The organism is Nocardia sp. NPDC005825 (assembly GCF_040630175.1).
GTDB lineage: Bacteria > Actinomycetota > Actinomycetes > Mycobacteriales > Mycobacteriaceae > Nocardia.
Map to the genome: position 1 here is coordinate 60099 of NZ_JBEXXC010000011.1, position 18801 is coordinate 78899.

At 68.8% G+C, this 18801-nt stretch carries 12 protein-coding genes and 1 pseudogene; 5 read left to right on the forward strand and 8 right to left on the reverse strand.

The window, feature by feature from the left end:
- Window positions 1-61: 61 nt before the first annotated feature.
- Window positions 62-1471: an Hsp70 family protein gene (locus tag ABZ382_RS26975; protein WP_357094221.1), complete on the forward strand. Its 1410-nt coding sequence runs from the start codon at window positions 62-64 to the stop codon at window positions 1469-1471.
- A gap of 86 nt (window positions 1472-1557) precedes the next feature.
- On the opposite strand, the gene ABZ382_RS26980 is transcribed toward ABZ382_RS26975, so the two are convergent.
- Window positions 1558-2007: a hypothetical protein gene (locus ABZ382_RS26980; protein ID WP_357094224.1), complete on the reverse strand. Its 450-nt coding sequence runs from the start codon at window positions 2005-2007 to the stop codon at window positions 1558-1560.
- Window positions 2008-2263: 256 nt separating this feature from the next.
- Between ABZ382_RS26980 and ABZ382_RS26985 the strand changes: the two genes are divergently transcribed.
- From ABZ382_RS26985 to ABZ382_RS26995, 3 genes and pseudogenes are all read left to right on the forward strand, one after another.
- The gene (locus ABZ382_RS26985) at window positions 2264-3622 is read left to right on the forward strand and encodes an ABC transporter C-terminal domain-containing protein (protein ID WP_357094227.1); all 1359 of its coding nucleotides are present in this window, start codon (window positions 2264-2266) and stop codon (window positions 3620-3622) included.
- 76 nt (window positions 3623-3698) lie between these two features.
- The gene (locus ABZ382_RS26990) at window positions 3699-4910 is read left to right on the forward strand and encodes a pyridoxal phosphate-dependent aminotransferase (protein WP_357094657.1); all 1212 of its coding nucleotides are present in this window, start codon (window positions 3699-3701) and stop codon (window positions 4908-4910) included.
- Between the two features lie 430 nt (window positions 4911-5340).
- Window positions 5341-6588 (forward strand): annotated as a pseudogene (locus ABZ382_RS26995) (YibE/F family protein); the annotation flags it as partial.
- 618 nt (window positions 6589-7206) lie between these two features.
- On the opposite strand, the gene ABZ382_RS27000 reads toward ABZ382_RS26995, so the two are convergent.
- From ABZ382_RS27000 to ABZ382_RS27010, 3 genes are all read right to left on the reverse strand, one after another.
- Window positions 7207-8058 carry a lytic polysaccharide monooxygenase gene (locus tag ABZ382_RS27000; RefSeq protein ID WP_357094229.1) on the reverse strand — a complete coding sequence of 284 codons (852 nt, stop codon included), beginning with the start codon at window positions 8056-8058 and terminating at the stop codon, window positions 7207-7209.
- A gap of 226 nt (window positions 8059-8284) precedes the next feature.
- On the reverse strand, window positions 8285-9046 hold the full coding sequence (locus ABZ382_RS27005) for a copper homeostasis protein CutC (protein WP_357094231.1): 762 nt from the start codon (window positions 9044-9046) through the stop codon (window positions 8285-8287).
- Window positions 9047-9221: 175 nt separating this feature from the next.
- A complete protein-coding gene (locus tag ABZ382_RS27010) occupies window positions 9222-12392 on the reverse strand; it encodes a heterodisulfide reductase-related iron-sulfur binding cluster (protein WP_357094234.1) in 3171 nt (1056 codons plus the stop codon).
- 375 nt (window positions 12393-12767) lie between these two features.
- Here ABZ382_RS27010 and ABZ382_RS27015 point away from each other — a divergent pair, with 375 nt between their 5' ends.
- Window positions 12768-13493, forward strand: a complete 726-nt coding sequence (locus ABZ382_RS27015; RefSeq protein WP_357094237.1) for a hypothetical protein — start codon at window positions 12768-12770, stop codon at window positions 13491-13493.
- A gap of 78 nt (window positions 13494-13571) precedes the next feature.
- Here the strand turns inward: ABZ382_RS27015 and ABZ382_RS27020 are convergent, their stop codons facing one another.
- The 4 genes from ABZ382_RS27020 to ABZ382_RS27035 all read right to left on the reverse strand — a co-directional run bounded on the left by ABZ382_RS27020 (window position 13572) and on the right by ABZ382_RS27035 (window position 18770).
- Window positions 13572-14399: an NRDE family protein gene (locus tag ABZ382_RS27020; protein WP_357094240.1), complete on the reverse strand. Its 828-nt coding sequence runs from the start codon at window positions 14397-14399 to the stop codon at window positions 13572-13574.
- Window positions 14400-14627: 228 nt separating this feature from the next.
- A complete protein-coding gene (locus ABZ382_RS27025; RefSeq protein ID WP_357094243.1) occupies window positions 14628-15971 on the reverse strand; it encodes a S1 family peptidase in 1344 nt (447 codons plus the stop codon).
- A gap of 187 nt (window positions 15972-16158) precedes the next feature.
- Window positions 16159-17508 (reverse strand): S1 family peptidase, encoded by a 1350-nt coding sequence (locus tag ABZ382_RS27030; protein WP_357094245.1) that lies wholly within the window; start codon window positions 17506-17508, stop codon window positions 16159-16161.
- A gap of 119 nt (window positions 17509-17627) precedes the next feature.
- Complete coding sequence (locus ABZ382_RS27035; protein WP_357094248.1) at window positions 17628-18770, reverse strand: hypothetical protein; 1143 nt, start codon at window positions 18768-18770, stop codon at window positions 17628-17630.
- Window positions 18771-18801: the final 31 nt, after the last annotated feature.

Sequence of the window (18801 nt, forward strand, 5' to 3'; positions counted from 1 at the left end):
GGATGGCCCGGCACGTCGTAAGGTGGCGACGACAGGTAGGTGTGAACGAGATGGGCTGGCGATGAGTTCGGTGCTGGGAGTGTCGGTGGGGGCGGGCGCGGTTCGCGTCGCACGTCCGTACACCGGTGATTCCGCCGAGCCCACCAGGAATTTCGCCGCGCCGCCCGCGCCCGGATACGGCCGGGCCCGTAGCGGATTCGACGGTCCCCCCGACGCGTTCGACGTGCAGGCCGTGCCGGTCGGCGAACGCCGGGTCGACGAGCTGGTCGCCGACGCGGTCGGAGCGGTGCTGGCCGCCGACTCGCGCATCAGCGCCACCGCCATCGCCTATCGCGACGAGAACCACGCGCGCGCCATCCGCGCCGAGCTGGCCCGCCGGCAGTTCACCAACTACGAGCTGGTGCCGGATGTGGTGGCGGCGCTGGAGTTCCTCGAATACTCCGGTGAGCTGCAGGGTTTCGGCACCGTCGCGCTCTACGACCTAGGCGCGTCCGGTCTGTCCGTGACGGTGGTCGACATCGGCACCCGCCAGGTCTGCTTCACCGAGCGCACCAGCGATATCAGCGGCGACTACCTGGACGCGCTCATCCGCGAACAGCAGATCGCCTCCGGGCGCATCGCCCATCCGCCGGATCACACCGGCCTCACCGCCCTGGACAAGCTGTGCCGCGAGGCCAAGGAACAGCTCTCCGGCAGCAGCGCGGTGGCTCTGCCCTCCACCGAGGGGCTGGTCCTGCTGTCGCAGGAGAACTTCGAGGCCCTCATCATGCTGGCCGTCGAATCCTCCGCGCGCATGACCCGCGATGTCATCCTGCGCTCCGAGCAGCCCGTGCAGGCCGTCGCCCTGCTCGGCGGCTGCGCCCAGATTCCGCTGGTGGCAAGGGTTCTGCGGCGCTGGCTGGGCGTCCCGGTGATCGTGCCCGCCGCGCCCGAGACCGTGGTGACCCGCGGCGCCGCCATGCTGGCCCGCCCGGTCATGCCGCGCCCGGCCCCCGCCCCGTTCCCGGCCGCGCCGCGCGAGGAGGTCGCGCCGCGACCCGCCGAGCCCGCCGCGGCCCGGTCGCTGGTCGCGGGCCCGGCCGACGGCCCGGGCCGCCGCCGCGAGGTCAGCTTCGCCGGTGTCGCCGTGGGCGCGCTGGTCGTGGTGGCCGCCATCGGCATCACCCTGGGCTGGGGAACCCAAGTGCTGAGCCACGATTCGCAGCGCCAGGACGCGGTCACCAGCTCGGTCCCGACCAGCACCACCCGCCCGAGCGAACCGGCCACCGTCGCCCCCAGCACCACCGACGCCACCAACGAGGCCCTCGCCGGCCCGCCGCAGCCGCAAAACGCGACCACCACCACCGAGGCCCCCACCACCACGGTCGGCCCCAACACCATCACCCTCATCCCCGGCCTTCCCCCGGTGATCGTGCCCACCCTCCCCCCGCTCTTCCCGCCCGCCCCGGCCCAGCAGCAACAAGCGCGCTGACACGCCGAGTCCGCCCCGTCGACTGCCAAGAAGGGGCGGACCCGGTGGTTCCGGCGCGGATCGCGCCGGTGCGAGGAAGGCTGCGTTCAATCCTCGCTTCCCGGTCCCACCGCCAGAGCTGTCGTGATGATCGCCGACAGGGGTGGGAGTTTGGAGTCTCGGGTGGGCGGGCGCACCCAGTGGCAGCCCTCGCGGGTCCAGCGGCCGAGGCCGGTGGGGAGCATGACCGCGCTGCCGATCGTCGGAATGCCGATGTCGAGGCGGTCCAGGACCTCCATGATCTGGGCGCCGGGGCGTGAATCCGGTTCGGCCAGAAAGCTCCAGCGAATCTGGCGTGCCAGCATGGGGCCGTCGGTCCGGCGCAGTTGCAGTGCGCTGCGGACCTTTTCGGCTCGGGCGACCGGTAGGTGCACGACCGCGACCTGCGTGGTGACGGGGAGCATGACGAATCCGCCGCGCTCGGTGACCGGCAGCCCGAACTCGTGCCGGTAGTAGGAAACCCAGTCGTCGACTGTTCGGAGCTTGTCCGCGTTCACTTCCCCGCCTCCTTCCCCTGGTCACCAGGGTCGCGCGCCGGAGGCGGATAGGAAAATGCCCGCACACCCGCCTTCCACTGCCTTTCCGCCGCCACTGTCGCGGCTACGTATAAAGCCTGGTACCAGCTAGGTTTCGGCTGTGGCCGCGGCCACTTTCCGCTCGTACCCTGGAGTTCGGAGTTCGTTCGGAAGGGATGGCACCGTGGTACGGCACTGGTCAGGCAAAGAGGCCCGTGCCCTCCGTGATGCCAAACGCATGAGTATCCGGGAGTTCGCCGCCCACCTGGGCGTACACGAACGACTGGTCTCGAAGTGGGAGGCCGGGGGCGATCGGGTGCATCCCCGCCCCATCAATCAGGCCGCCCTCGATACCTCCCTTGCCAGGTCCGACGATGTGGTGCGGGCACGGTTCGCGGCCTTGATCGACCAGCCCTCGAGTGGCCCCGCCGTTCCCGGTTTCGATGTGCGCCAAGGCGGTTCCGAGCTGTGGAGCGGCATGCCGGCGCAGGCCAGTTATTCCAGCGACGCGGAACTGCTGGCACTCGTCGACACGGGTGCGATGAGGGGCGATGCGTTAGCGGCGATTTCGGAGAGGGACTTGATCATGGCGGCTGCCCATGAAGCCAGCGAGCACGCCGGCCGGGCCGAGGGCACCAATGTGGGTGCCACCCTGCTGGAACAGCTCGATGCCGATGTCACGCGCATCGCCAACGACTACGTGCACATGCCTCCGGTGCCGATGATGGTGGAGATGTTGCGGGTCCGGCGGCGCGTGTACCGGTTGCTGGAAGGCCATCAGCGGCCGTCGGATACGGCGCATCTGTATCTGTTGGCGGGCACTTTGTCCGGTCTGCTGGCGAATGCCAGCACGGATCTGGGCTATTTCGACGCGGCCGGTGAACAGGCCAGGGCCGCATGGGCTTACGCCGAGCTGTGCGAGCACAATCCGCTGCGCGCCTGGACCCGCGGTATGCAGGCGCTCATCGAGTATCGCTCCGAACGCCCGCGCCGCGCGGTGCTGCTGGCCCAGAGCGGCCAGCGCTACACCGAATCCGCGACCTCGAAGGTGCGGCTGCTGAACATCGAGGCCCGCATCTGGTCGCGGCTGGGCAGCGCCGCCGACACCGAACGCTGCATCCGCGCCGCCGACGAGGCCCGCGACGGCGAATCCAGCGACACCCTGCACGACGACGTCGGCGGCGTCTTCGGCTTCGACCAGCCCAAGAGCCACTACTACGCGGGCGCCACCTACATCCACCTCGGCCAGGCCGAACCCGCGCTGGACGCCACCCGCCGCGCCATCGACCTGTACGTGAACGGCCCCACCGACAAGCGCTCCTACGGCGCGGAATCACTCGCCCGGGTCGACAACGCCGCCGCCCACCTGATCAACGGCAGCCTCGACGGGGCGGCGGCGGCCCTCGAACCGGTGCTCGAGCTGGACGAGGACAAACGCATCGCCCAATTGGAGGAACGCCTGTCCGTTCTCCGTCAGCGCCTCGCCAGTCCCGAGTTCCGCGCGGCGGGCGAAGCCCAAGACCTGGACGAGCGAATCGAGGAGTTCTGCGGCTCCACCGCCGCCCGCAGCGTGTTGCCGCCCGATACCTCGCGGTGAAAAAAGCTGGTTGCGGGCTAATGGCACCATTACTAGCGTGAGCCCTCAGAGTCACCTACCGCATCGGTCCCCGCGCATGCTGGAGCAGTCCACCAAGCTCCAGAACGTTCTCTATGAGATCCGGGGGCCGGTACACGCGCATGCGGCGCGGTTGGAGGCCGAGGGCCATCGCATCCTCAAGCTGAACATCGGCAATCCCGCGCCGTTCGGGTTCGACGCGCCCGACGTGATCATGCGCGACATGATCGCGGCGCTGCCGTACGCGCAGGGCTACAGCGAGTCGAAGGGCATCCTGTCGGCGCGCCGGGCCATCTTCACCCGCTACGAGGTGGTGCCGGGCTTCCCGGAATTCGATGTGGATGACGTCTACCTGGGCAATGGCGTCTCCGAGCTGATCACCATCGTCATGCAGGCGCTGCTCGACAATGGCGACGAGGTGCTCATCCCCGCGCCGGACTATCCGCTGTGGACGGCGATGACCTCGCTGGCGGGCGGCACCCCGGTGCACTACCTGTGCGACGAGTCCAACGGCTGGCAGCCCGACATCGCCGACATGGAATCCAAGATCACCGACAAGACCAAGGCGATTGTCGTGATCAACCCGAACAACCCCACCGGCGCGGTGTACTCCGCCGAGGTGCTGCAGCAGGTGGTGGACCTGGCCCGCAAGCATCAGCTGCTGCTGCTGGCCGACGAGATCTACGACAAGATCCTCTACGACGACGCCAAGCACGTGTCGCTGGCCACGCTGGCCCCCGACCTGCTGTGCCTCACCTTCAACGGCCTGTCCAAGGCCTATCGGGTGGCGGGTTACCGCTCGGGCTGGCTGGTCATCACCGGTCCGAAGGATCACGCGGGCGGCTTCCTGGAGGGCATCGACCTGCTGGCCTCCACCCGCCTGTGTCCGAATGTGCCCGCGCAGCATGCCATTCAGGTGGCGCTGGGCGGACATCAGAGCATCGACGATCTGGTGCTGCCGGGCGGGCGGCTGCTCGAGCAGCGGGATGTGGCCTGGCAGAAGCTGAACACGATTCCGGGTGTGTCGTGTGTGAAGCCGGAGGGCGCGTTGTACGCGTTCCCGCGGCTGGATCCGGAAGTCCATGAGATCCACGACGATTCGAAGCTGGTGCTGGATCTGCTGCTGCAGGAGAAGATCCTGATGGTGCAGGGCACCGGCTTCAACTGGCCGCATCACGACCACCTGCGCATCGTGACGCTGCCGTGGGCGCGGGATCTGTCGGTCGCGATCGAACGATTCGGCAACTTCCTGTCCAGCTACCGCCAATAACTTCCGGGCGGAAATAGCTACCGGTAGGGTTCATGGGGAATCCCGTGAGCCCTCTCGACCTGCGCCTATACGGTTTTGTCCAGGAACGGACACCCTCCCTCGCGGGGTGTGGCGTAGGTGAGACTCTGGCTAAAACAAACCGCTGGTACGAAAAAGTTGGGTTTTTAGAGACTTAGCTAGCGCAAAGAACCGTCTTTTGTGTACAGTGGTCCTCGGCACTTCGAGTGCCCGGCCGGACCGCCTACCCCCCCTGGGCCGTCCGGCCCTGGTTAGTCGGCCTACCCCCCCTGGGCCGCTGACCCCGGGCGGCGGAGACATCCCCCTGCTCTCCGCCGCCCCCTAAAAAATTCTCGCGATCGCGACCGCCTCACCTGGCAAAATGCCGAGACCTCTCAGCATGTCAAAAATCGTTTTCGTTTAGGCTCTCCGCGTGAGCGATCACCATCACCACCATCACGACCACTCGGGACCCATCGCGATCGGAGCCAATGCGGCCAAGGTCGTGATCGGACTGCTCGCGTTGATCGGCGTGGCGGTCGTGGCCGGGTTGATCTGGCTCTGGCCCAGCGCTCAGCACATCGACATCCCCCTGCCCATGCAGAACGGCGGCGGCGGCGCGGTGCAGACCGAGGCCGGCACGGTGATCAAGCAGGACATCGGCCCCTGCGGCAGCCCCTCCAACGGCCGCGTCTTCAGCGACGAACCGCAGGCCCCGCGCGCCAACGGCTACTCCTGCCAGCGCAGCATCGTCACCATCGACTCCGGGCCCAGCCAGGGGGAGAAGACGCTCTTCGAGATCGCGCCCGGGCCCGGGCAACCCGATCTGCGCGCCGGCGACAAGATCCGCATCGTGCGCCAAGTGGATCCGAAGGCGGATCCCAAGGCCGACCCCAGCCTGGTCACCACCTACTCCTTCGACGACTACGCGCGCGGACTGCCGCTGACCATCATCGGCATCGTGTTCGCCGTCGTCATCATCGCGGTCGCGCGGTGGCGCGGGCTGCGGGCGCTGCTCGGACTCGTGGTCGCGTTCGGCGTCCTGGTGGTATTCCTGCTGCCCGCGCTGCTGGACGGAAAACCCGCCATCCCCACGGCACTCGTCGCGGGCGCGGTGATCCTGTACGCGGTGCTGTATCTCGCGCACGGGGTGAATCTGCGCACCAGCTCGGCGCTGCTGGGCACGCTGTCGGCGATGGTGCTGGCGGCCGTATTGTCCTGGGCCGCACTGAAGATCACCCACCTGACCGGGTTCTCCGAAGAGCAGAACACCAATGTCGCCACCTATCTGCAGCATGTGAGCATCACCGGGCTGCTGCTCGCCGGGTTCATCATCGGCTCGCTGGGTGTGCTCAACGACGTCACCATCACCCAGGCGTCCGCGGCCTTCGAATTGGCGGCGCTGGACGAGAAGTCCACGCGGCGCGGGATTTTCGCGGCCGCCATGCGGGTCGGACGCGACCACATCGCCAGTACCGTCTACACCCTGGTGCTCGCCTACGCCGGCGGCGCGCTGCCGCTGCTGATGCTGTTCAGCGTGGCGGGGCGGTCCATGCGCGACGTGCTGACCGGCGACGCGGTGGGCATCGAGATCGCGCGCTCCGCGGTCGGCGGTATCGCGCTGGCGCTGTCGGTGCCGCTGACCACCGCCATCGCGGTGCTGCTGGCGCGGCCGCCGGGCACGGCGCGCGCGGTCGCGGCCACGGGCGGCAATCGGCCGCGGAGTGGTGGGCCGCAACGGAATACGCCGCGGCGCCCCGGCGGACCGGCAGGCGGTCCGCGCACCGGAGGTCAGCCCGCGGCGCGGCGCGGCGGCGATCCGAACGCGCCGCGCTCGGGTTCGCAGTTCGTGGTGCGGCTCGGACCGGATACCGACAACCCGCGCACCGGGCCGCAGCCGGAGCCGCGCCCGGCGCCCTCCGAGTCCGGGAACGGGGAACCGACGGTGCCGAGAACCAGTGTGGTGCAGCCGGGTCCGACTCCGGTCGAGCCCGCGCCGCCGCAGCAGCAGTCGTGGATCGACGGTGGGGCGCCGCCGCAGGAGCCGCGGTACACCACGTCGTCCTGGTTCCATCCCGACGAGCCGTGGTCGGAGCCGGGTGCGCGGCACCCGGGGCCGCCGCCCGAACCGCCGCGTGGCGGGCGGCATTCGCGGCCCGATTCCTGATCGAACGGTCTATCGACGAAAGACAGTGCGAGGGGCGTGTTTCCGCGGAAACACGCCCCTCTCCCGTTTCGCGAGTCCTCTCCGGGTTCGGATTCGGCGGTCACCGAACCCCTCACTCGCGGCGCGGGGGTTCTAGAGCGCCTGCCAGAGGGCGGGCGCGGCGGTCGGCGTCCAGCCCGGGTCGTACACGGTGTGCGCCTGCAGGCAGCGGTAACGCTTGCCGTTGTAGGTGACGACGTCGCCCACCGCGTAGCGGTCGCCGACCGTCCACGCGCCCGCGCTCGGCTGTGCCGTGGTGGTGGCCGGGGGCTGGTGGCTGTGGGTGGTGCTGGGCGGCGGCTGGTGACTGTGCGTCGTGGTCGGCGCCGTCGTGGTGGTGGCCGGAGGCGTCGTGGTCGGCGGTTTCGTGGGCGGGGTGGTGGTCGTGGTGGCGGGAGGCTTTGTGGTGGTGGGTGTTCCGCCACCGCTCCCGATCTGGAGGTCGACGCAGGAGTAGAAGGCGTTGACGGTGTCGCCGATGTTCCAGACGGCCAGCAGTTTCTGGCGGCCGCTGTACTTGCTCAGGTCCACGGTGTGGCTGACGCCGTCCTGGGGCGGGGGATTGTTGCCGCCGTCGAAGACCGCGACCCGGGTGCCGCCGATGAAGTACTCCCAGTTCAGGGTGCGGTGCAGGGCGGTGAACGTCCAGGTGAAAGTCACTGTGCCGCCGACGGATTGCACCTTCCACGGCTTGCTGTCGTCATCCAGTTCCGGGAAGCGGGAGTTGCCGCCGCTGCACTTGTCCGAGCCCTTGGGCGCTTCCACGCTCTGCGGCTCGTATTGGATGTCGCCGCAGGGCAATAGACCTTTCGCGCACTGGGCCTGGCGACTGAGCGGTGACGCCACATAGCCGTGGGCGCTCGCCGAGGCGGCGGGGAGGAGGGCGACGAGCAGCGGTGCGATGCCGGCGGCCCCGAGCAGGGACAGACTTCTTCTAGCTATCAACGTGAAACTCCTGGAGAGAGTGGGGCAGCGGAGGCCGGCGTGCTGTCCCGTGACGGATCTGTGATGTGATCCAGACCACTTTGTAGCAAGAGCGTGCTCAAAAAGATATGACCCGGCAACGCTTTGGTCAAGCGTCCTAGCTCAGATGACCGAATTATCCGTTTGCGCAGCAAACTTCAGGGGTATCACAGCAAACTTGTTGGATCGCAGTGGAGTTCGCGTCCGGTCAGACGGCCGTTCGCGCCGCCTCGCACAACGCCGCGACACCGTCGGCGTCCGTGGCGAAATGGTCGAAACCGCTCGGCACACCGAACTCGGCGAAGCTGACCTCGGTGTCGGGCTGCGGGCGGCCGGGCACCGGAATACGCACGGCCGCATGCAGATCCCGCGTGCCGGTCAGCTCGATCACCCGCCGGGCATTGTCGGCGCGCAGGCCGCCGCAGGCCATCACGTCGATGCGGCCGTCGGACAGGCTCACCATGCGCGCGATCAGGGACGCGCCGTCCAGCACCGACTCCTGTCGGCCGGAGGTGAGCAGTCGGGTGAAACCCAGTTCCAGCAGTTGGTCGAAACCCGCGTAGGGATCGGCGCACACATCGAACGCCCGGTGGAAGGTGACCTCCAGCTCGTCGGCGGCGGCCAGTAGTTCGGTATTGGCGGCCGGATCGACGTGGCCGTCCTCGTCGAGCACGCCGACCACCACGCCGTGCGCGCCCGCCGCGCGGACTCGCTCGACGTCGGCGCGCATGAGCGCCACCTCGTCGGGGGTGTAGCGGAAATCGCCGGGGCGCGGCCGGATCAGCACGTGCACCTGGGTGTGCCCGGCCGCGGCCACGGCCGCCTCGATGAGCGCGGGACCCGGCGTGAGCCCGCCGACCGTCAGGCCCGAACACAACTCCACGCGCGCCGCCCCCGCCTGTTCGGCGATCCGGACCCCGTCCAGAGACTCCACCCCGATCTCGACCCGCACCGCCCGCGCATCCGTCATACCTTGCAGTATGGCGAACTCCCGCCGAGTTTGTTGCCCGAGATTAGCCGCTGGGCGGTGAACGCCTCGTGAACCGGGCCACACCGGTGACCGGAAACGACGAGGGCGGCGCTACCGATTCGGTAGCGCCGCCCTGGTCAATCAGGTTCGGCAGCCCGGTGTTTCGGGCCGGAGCCTAGTTCTTCCGGCCCGGAGCCTTCATGCCCGACTTGAAGCCGAGACCACCCGGCTTCGCGGCGGGCGGGGTCACCCCATTGCCTTCCGACGTGCCATTGGCCTCCGAAGTGCCGTTGCTCTCCGACACGGCCGGTTCGGCCGGGGCGGCGGGCTCGGCCACGGGGGCCGGAGCGGCGACCGGAGCCGAATCGGCCGGAGCCGCAGGCGCTTCCGGCGCCGGCGCGGCAGCCGGAGCCGCGGCGCCCGGAGCCTTCGGGCCGGGGCGCTTCAGACCCGACTTCATGGCCAGACCCTTGGGCGCGATGGACGGCTTGGCCTCCGCGGCCGGGGCAGCGGCCGCAGCGGCGGGAGCCTCGGCGGCCGGAGCCGGAGCGGTGGCCGCGGGAGCCTCGGCGGGAGCGGCCTCGGCGGCGGGCTTGGCGCCCGGAGCCTTGGCGGCGCCCTTCATCTGCAGGCCCTTGCCGCCGGGAGCCTTCAGGCCACCCTTCATGGCGAGCCCGCCCGGCTTCGCGGCCGGAGCCTCCGGAGCGGCGGCGGCCTCGGCCGGAGCCGCAGCGGCGGACGCGGTTTCGGCCTTCGCGCCGGGCGCCTTGGCCGCGCCCTTCATGGCCAGACCCTTGCCACCGGGGGCCTTCAGGCCGCCCTTCATGGCGAGACCCTTGGCCGGAGCCGGGGCGGCGGTCTCCTCGGCCGCCGGAGCGGCTTCGGCGGCCGGAGCCTCGGTCTTCGCGCCCGGAGCCTTGAGCCCGCCCTTCATGGCCAGGCCCTTACCGCCGCCCGGCGGCTTCAGGCCACCCTTCATACCCAGTCCGCCACCGGCCGGAGCGGCCTTCGGGGCGGCCTCGGCGGGGGCTTCGGCGACCGCGGCCTCGGCCTTGACCGGTTCCGGAGCGGGCTCCGGCTCGGGGGCGGCCTTGGGCTGCTGGACGACCTTCAGGTTCTCGGTCAGGATCGCGGCGTCCACACGGTTGATGGACTGCAGCATGAGCTGCGCGACATCGACGACCTCGACGCCCTGGCCGACCTCGCCGCCGTCCTTGCGGGCGGTGACGCCGTCGGTCAGCATGACGCGGCAGAACGGGCAGCCGGTGGCGATCATGGACGGCTCGTTGCCGCCCTTCAGGGTGTCCAGCGCCTCGTCGACCCGGTCGATATTGATGCGCTTGCCGAGCTGCTCTTCCATCCACATGCGCGCGCCACCGGCGCCACAGCACATGGAACGTTCGGCGTGACGCGGCATTTCGACCAGGGTCGAGCCCGAGGCCTCCATGAGCTCACGCGGCGCGTTGTAGATCTTGTTGTGCCGGCCCAGGTAGCAGGGGTCGTGGTAGGTCACGTTCTGCGCGACCGGCGACACCGGCACCAGCTGCTTGCCGCGCACCAGGCGGTTCAGCAGCTGGGTGTGGTGCACGACCTCGTAGGTGCCGCCCACCTGCGGGTACTCGTTGTTGAGCGCGTTGAAGCAGTGCGCACAGGTGACGACGATCTTCTTCTTGGCCTGCTCGACACCCTCGAACACCGAGTTCAGCAGCTCGATGTTCTGCATGGCCAGCTGCTGGAACAGGAACTCGTTGCCCGCACGGCGAGCCGAGTCACCGGTGCAGGTCTCCTCCTGGCCGAGCACCATGAACTTGGTGCCCGCGGTGGCCAGCAGCTCGGCGACGGCCTTGGTGGTCTTCTTGGCGCGGTCCTCGTAGGCGCCGGCGCAACCGACCCAGAACAGGTACTCGTAGCCGTCGAAGCTGTCGGCGTCCTTACCGAAGACCGGAACCTCGAAGTCGACCTCGGAGATCCAGTTCAGGCGGTCCTTGGAGTTCTGACCCCAGGGGTTGCCCTTGTTCTCCAGGTTCTTGAACAGACCGGCCAGCTCGGAGGGGAACTCCGACTCGATCAGCACCTGGTAGCGGCGCATGTCGATGATGTGGTCGACGTGCTCGATGTCCACCGGGCACTGCTCGACGCAGGCGCCACAGGTGGTGCAGGACCACAGCACCTCGGGATCGATGATGCCGTTGACGTCCTCACCGCCGACCAGCGGACGCTCCGCCTCGGCGCGGGCCGCCTCCGAGATCTGCGCCAGCGCGCGCTCGTTCGGCTTGCCCTCGGCGTCGACCAGACCGATCTCGTCGCCGCCCATGTCCTTGCGGCCACCGGCCAGCAGGTACGGGGCCTTGGCGTAACCGTGGTCGCGCAGCGACATGATCAGCAGCTTCGGCGAGAGCGGCTTGCCCGTGTTCCAGGCCGGGCACTGCGACTGGCAGCGGCCACACTCGGTACAGGTGGTGACGTCGAGGATGTCCTTCCAGGAGAAGTCCTCGAACTTGCCGACACCGAAGGTGTCGTTGTCCGGATCGGCGGTCTCCATCTCGATCGCCTTGCCGCCCGACATCATCGGCTTGGCCGCGCCCAGGGCGACGTCGCCGTCGGCCTCACGCTTGAAGTAGATGTTCGGGAACGCGGCGAAACGGTGCCAGGCGACACCCCAGGTGACGCTGCGGCCGACTAGCAGCAGGAACAGCGCGCCGGAGCAGAGCTTGATGAACGCGAAGATCGACACCATGGTCGGGCTGGCAGGCAGCAGCTGGGCGACCTGCTCGGTGAAGAAGTCGCTCCAGGTGTGAGATTCGCCGTAGGTCGCGATCTTGCCGGCCTTCACGAAGACCATGCCGAGGCCCTCGACGAGGACGATGGACTCGATCACATACGCGGGCGCGAACTTCGAACCACTGAAGCGGGACAGTCGCGCGGGCACCCGCGGGTGGTTCAGCTGGCGGATGACGATCAGCACCACGATGCCGATAACCGTTCCGAGGCCGAGGATTTCATCGACCAGGTGGTAGATGCCCCAGCCGCCGATGATCGGCCAGTGGAACTCGCCGTCGAAGGTCTGGCCGTAGGCCTCGAACCACAGGATCATGCCGGCGAGGAAGCCGATCATGACGAGCCAGTGCGCCCAGCCGACCGTGCGGAATTTGTTCATGCGCGTATGCGCGAGGAACTCCACGAGCATGGTCTTGAAGCGGGGGATGAACGGCCGCCACCGATCAGGTGCGGACTGCCCGACCATCACGGTGCGCACGATTTTTCGTGTGCCTCCGATGAACGATGCCCAACAGAAGACTGTGAACACCGCCCCAATCGTGCCCAGTGTCACTGTCAGGGCATTCATGTCGCGACCTCTCTTACGGTTCTACGAGCGTTTCGCGAGGCAGCCTGGTACGCCTCGAGTTGCTCGTATCCTAATGGACGGTAAGTTACCCGCCGGTAACTTAGTTGTCCAGGGTTTCCCACACCGTAAATCCCGGCAAATCGCGCCCTTAACCAAGGGCAGGCTTACTTCCAAACATGGTGGCGTGCAGAAAGAAACCGATCTCGCAAATCGTAATGTGATCGACTAGGCTCACGCTGTCCGACAGCTGTGCGCGTCTTCACATGCTCGGGGAGGACTCGTCCTAGCGCGTAGAGGCATGGCCCGAGGGAAGCCGGGCCTCGCGTGGCGAAGAGCGCACAGCGGATACCTGATGACGGAATGGAAACCAACCCAATGAAGCTTCGCAGTACCACTGCGGCTGCTGCCCTGGTCATCGGCGCAATGACCATCGGGATGACGACCGCCCACGCCGACAACGCTCCCGCACAGCCTGCTGGAATCAACTACTCCACCAAGCTGGTCGACGGCAAGACGATCGTGTCCACCCTGAAGAACGGCACCTTCGAACTCGCGCAGCAGGACGGCGCGACGCCCGAGGACCCGAAGCAGACCGTGGTCAACGTCAAGGACCAGCAGGGCGCGGTCGTGATCTCGTTCCCGCTGTCCTACACCGCGGCGGGCACCCAGATCCCGGTCAAGTCCGAGGTCAAGGAAGACGGCAAGGTGCTCGAGGTCGTTCCGGAGAAGCCGGCCGACTTCAACCCCGGCACCCAGGTGCTGGCCGCCGCGCCGGTCGCCTCCGCCAAGCCGATCGCCTCCTCTGACGAGAACCAGAAGGCGATGAGCTACTTCTCCACCCAGTTCAGCCTCGCGCTGGGCATCGGCAGCTTCGTGGGCACCGCCCTCGGCGCGATCATCGGCTGCGTTGTGACCATCGTCGCCGGCTGCGTGCCGGGTCTGGTCGCGGGCGCCGGCATCGGCGGCATCCTCGGCACCATCGCCGCGGGTGGCCCGACCCTGGTCGCGGCCGGTATCGACCTGCTGAACACCATGCAGGCGCCGGACGGCACCACCAAGTGGGCTCCCGCCGCTCAGCAGCAGCAGGTCACCCCGAACTAGTGACGTCGCCGGGGCATCGCCCCGGCAGGTTCGAACACCAGGCCCGCCTCGCTCGTTGGAGGCGGGCCTGGTGTTTTTTTAGGCGGGGAGGTCCATTCGGCCCTCGAACACCACGGTGTCGCGGCGCCGGCCGAACCGGGCGAAGGTGCGCTCGGTCATCACGTAGCGGCCGTCCTCGCGCACCAGAAGGACTGTGCTGCACCGGGTTCCGTGCACCGGATGGTTGACGAAACGTGCCGAAGCCGAGCGTTCGGTGAGCCGGTCGAGGCCGGTGCGGGGCAGTTCGGCGGCGGGGGCCGCGGTGCGGTCGGCCAGCACCCCGAGGTAGCCCGCGACGTCGCCCGGCGGCACCGCGGCCAGCGCGCGCACGCCATTGCGGACCTTCGGCCACACGGGGGCGTCGGTGTCGGTGACGACCGTGCCGTCCGGTGTCAGCGAACCGACCAGTGCGTTGTTGGAGACGCCGTGGAAACCGGGCGGCAGTTCCCGGGGGCCGCCCTCGCTCCGATTGCTGTGCCACCACAGCGTTTCCAGATCCGAGACCAGCAGATTGAAACCGTTGTAGTCGTCGGGGGCGGCGGCGATGCCGCGCACGAACTTCTCCGGAACCGGGTCACCGCGCAGGAAGTCCATCAGCAGCGCGCCGCGGGAGCGGACGTCGGTGCGGAACTCGCCGGGTAGCCGCACATTGGTGACCGTGGCGAAGCGGTGCCGGTCGGGCAGCACGCCCAGCCAGGTGCCGGGCACCGGGCCGGTCGCACCCTGATCCCGGCCCGCGAGCAGGCCCGGCACCTCGTCCCAGCGGCGCAGCGATTCCGTTGGGCGGGTGAAGAACTCGTCCCGATTGGCGGCCAGGATCAACCGGTAGTCCGGATGGGCCCGCCAGCCGAGCAACGCCAAACACATAGGCTCTATTATCTGCCCTCCGCTTCGCTACGGGCGGGTTCGCGGCCCTGGAGGTCTCGTTCTTCCCTCCCTCCGCTCCTCCGCTTCGCTCCCCCGCTCCACTCAGTCCAGAACGAGACGGGCCGCGAACTTTCAGTGCTGCACACCCTCATGGCGTAGGTAGATGTACCCGGGAAAGCGAAAAGGCCGGTAGCGGTTGAGCTACCGGCCTTTCCGAGGATGCTGTGCCTAGCTGGTGCGTACCCGCAGACCCGGGTTGTCGGAGAGCACCGTGCTGATCGGCTGCGCGAACAGCTGCGGGGTGTTGCCGGTGATCAGACCGATCAGGTTCGGGATCTCGCAGATCGGGTAGTCGGCGACCGAGGAGGCGCTGGAGATGCCCAGGGCCAGGGTGCCGGTCACCAGCGGGCCGCCCGAATCACCGGGCAGGGCGCAGATATTCGAGGAGAACGACTGGGTGAGCAGGCGGTCGCCGACCTGGACGGTCTGGTCGACGGCGTTCACCACGCCGCAACTGAAGCCGGCGCGCGCGCCCGACTTGCAGACCGGAGCGCCCACCACCGGGACGGCCACACCGGTGACGGTGATCGGGGCCGCGTTCGGGACGCTCACCAGCGGGTTGGAGAAGCTGTCCCGGAACTGGTCGTTGATGCCGACGATCGAGTAGTCCTGGTTGCCCAGCACCGACTTCTGGAACGAGCCCATCTGCGGGCCCAGGCTCTCGCCGACCAGCTGGAACACGCCGGGGGAGTTGGCGCCGCCGGTGGCGGGGATGTTCGGGTTGCAGTGGCCCGCGGTGATGTTGACGACGTTGCCGTTGCCGTCCACGCCGTTGAAGCCCAGCGAGCAGCGCAGCGACATGCGGCCGGCCACCGAGGCGAAGGCGTCACCGGCGGCCATGGCGCGCGGGCCGGCTCCGGCGATCTCCGCGGCCTTCGGGACGTCCTGGCCCTCGCCGCCGACCGGCGGGGCGGCCATGACGATGACGCGCGCCGGGTCCACGAAACCGGGCAGCGGGAGGCCGGCCTTGTCCACGCGGACCGCGATGCTGTTGTTCAGGGTGTCGACGGCCACGCCACGGATCGACTTGGACACCGACTCCGGCTGGTCCTTGAGCCACTGCTGGAAGGCGTTCTTCTCGCCGCGCAGGGTGGTCTCGCTCTTGGAGACGTCCTTGGCGGTGAAACCGGCGTCCTGCACGGCCTTGCGGGCCTGCTCGTGCGCGTCGCCGGGGGCGAGCGCCACGATCGCCTTGCCGGTCTCGTCCAGCCAGGCGCCACCGAAGACATCCGGGAACTGGCGCTGCGCGGTGGTGGCGAAGGTGGCCACCTTCTGCGCGACGTCGGCGCGGTTCAGGTAGTCCTGCGGGGAGATCTTGAGGTCGCGGGTGATCGCGTTGATCAGCTCGGCCGGCAGATTCGGGGTCGCGGGGGTCTCGGGCTCCGCGTGCGCGCTCGCCGCCAAGGGTCCGGCGACGAGAACCGCGGTGGCCGCGATCGCCGCAGTTCGGACAAGGGACCGCGGGCGTCGGCCCGCGGCAAGCATGGAGGCGCGCATACGTGGCAGGAGCATGGCCCCGACTATATGGTGTCCGGACCGTTATGCCTACTTATTGCCAGGTGACGTTTCGGTATTCGCAGAGCAAACGGCAGGCATGGGAGATTGACCCTCCAATGCGGGGGATGTCCGATTTTCGCGGCCCGGCGCACCGGGCCGCGAATCCGTCACTCGGCGGGAATCGACGCACGGAGTGAATCACTCACGTGTGCGAGCGAGTCCGCACCTGAATTCCACTGCCGACGCCGCCGCCCGAATTGGCGTCGATTTCGTTCAGAATCGGCCGCAGCGGGATGCCCAGCGACGCGGTGCCGCCGTACTGCGCGAGCTGCGTGTTGGCCTCGTTGCAGTTCGGCGCGTCCGCCGCGTTGGAGCCGCTGGTAATGCCCAGCGCCAGGGTGCCGGTGACGATGGCGCCGCCGCTGTCACCGCCCAGGGTGCAGGCGCTGGAGGCGAAGCCGCGGATCGTCTTCGAATTGCCCTCGGTGGTGTAGAGCTGGGTCTCGACCCGGTCCGCCACCACGAAACCGCAGGTGAACGTGGACGACTGGCCCGACTTGCAGACCGGCGCGCCCGTGATCGGGTCGGCCACACCGGTAATGGTGAGGGTGGTGCCGTTGGCGCCGCGCACCGACGGCTGATCCATGCCCGCCTTCACCGCGTCGTCATTGAGCTTGATGACCGAATAGTCCAGTGCGCTACTACCGCCCAGGTTCGAGGTGACGAAAGTGCCGACCTTCGGACTGGACAACAGGTTTTTTACATTCGGCAGGTACACCTCGGCGCCGGTGCCCTTGTCCACATTCGGATTGCAATGCCCCGCGCTGATGTTCAGCGCATTGCCCGCGGAATCGACGCTGTTGAATCCGAACGAACACACATCCACGCCGTGCAGCGAGGTGTCGAGCGGAGTCGGCGCGGTGATGTAGGTGTCGCCGCCCATCGGCCGCCGCTCCACCGGGCCGCCGGAGTTCGGCGACAGGATCACCTTGATATTGGCGATCAGCGTGGGCAGGTTCAGCAAATGGCCGCCGGGGGTGTTGGCGACGCTGAGCACCAGCTGGCTGTTGAGGAAGTCGATGGCCACCGAATTGATCGCGCCCGAGATCTCCCGCGGCAGCGTGGTGATCCACTGGTTCAGCTGATCGACCGAGTTCTCCAGGCCGTCCGCGCTGATCGGGGCCAGCCGGGTCTGGTACCCGGCGGCCGCGGCGACCTTGGCGGCGTCGAGGGAGGTGACGGCCAGCACCGGCTTGCCGTCGGTCCCGATCCAGGCGCCCGCGAAATCGTCGGGGCGCTGGGTGCGGAATTCGCTGGCGTAGTCCCGCAACTGCTGGGCCTTGGCCGCGCGGTCCAGGTATTCGGCCGGAGTCATCTTCAGATCGCGCTGGATAGCGGTCACCAGTTCGGCCGGAAGGCTCTCGGCGGCAAGCTGATCCGGGGAGACCGGATCGGCCGTGGCGCTGCTCAGAAGGGGCCCGAGAAGAACGGTCGAGGCAACGGCGACGGTGGCTGCTCGGACCGTGGCGCGGCGCGCCATGAACTTGCGCATGGAGTCCCTTCGTAGTGCACCAGCAGACCGGCTTCGGCGGGGAAAGGTTCCGGGTTACCTTCCGGAAGGTCGGTCAGCGCACCACTTTAGGGCACAAACCTCGGATGGTCGCTACGAAATCAACGCTGACTCTGTCCCCACGGGTCCTGCAGCACCGGAGCCGGCGGCAGACCGAATGTCGGTAACGGCGGATTCTGATAAATCGGCGGATACGGGCGGGTGGTGGTACTCGGCACCGTGGTCGCCGGAACCGGCGGCAGGGTGGTCGTCGGCTCCGGTGTGGTGGTCGGCGGCGGCGTCGTGGTCGGCGCCTCGGTGGTGACCGGGGCGTCGGCCGGATCGACCGGCGCGGCCGCGGTCGGGTGCAGCGAACCGGTGGGCGGTAGCAGCGGCGGGGCCACCCCCGCGGTGGCGTCCGGTTCGTTGCGGACCTCGCCGCGCGGCGGGCCCGGGGTGGACTCGTCCTGGCGCAACACCGCCGCCACTCCGACGCCAACGAGCAGCAAACCGATCAGCGCGGCCGCCCCGGCGATGATGTACGGGCCCCGGGAGGCGCGCGGCGCGTGGGTGACCGCGGCCGCCGGAATCGATCGAGTGACCACCGGCTCGGCGGCGGTGGCGGCCGGAACCGCCGCGACCGCGGCCGAATAGGCCTGCGCCAGCGGCTCGGACGACTTCAGCGCGGGCAGCACATCGGTGACGTCGGCGGCGTTCACGGCGGACGCGGTGGCATCGGGCGGGGTCAGCCCGGCCGGAGTGGACAGCACCGCCGCCAGGGCCGCACGGGCCGCGTTGTAGGCGAGGGTCTTGCCGGTCTCCGCGTCCGCCTGCGGTAGGTCGCGCTCACTGACCAGCACCACCGACTTCAGGCCCAGGTAGTCCAGGGCCTCGCGCAGCGAGCGCACGTGCGGGTCGGTCCAGCCGGTCGGGTGCGCGAGATAGAACTCGGCGGGCCCGTTGAGGTGTTCGGCGGCCTGACTGATCAGGCAGAACACCGCGGTGGCCATCAGGTCCTCGGCCCGGTACGCCTCGCCGTCGTCCACCGCCAGCCCGGCCGGGTCGCCGACCGCGCCGACGAAGCCGCGAATGGAGTGCGAATAGCCCTCCGGCGCGTCCCCGCCCAGCACGGCGTCCCCGTCGTCGGACATGTGCAGCACCGATTCACGCACGGTGTAATGCACCGGGAGCGTGGCGTCGTCGCCAGTCACCACGGCTACGACGGATTCGTCGTCCGCGATCCGCAGGCCCACGCCAGTGGCCATCCTCGTTACCTCACTCGGTGCGTCCGGTCTC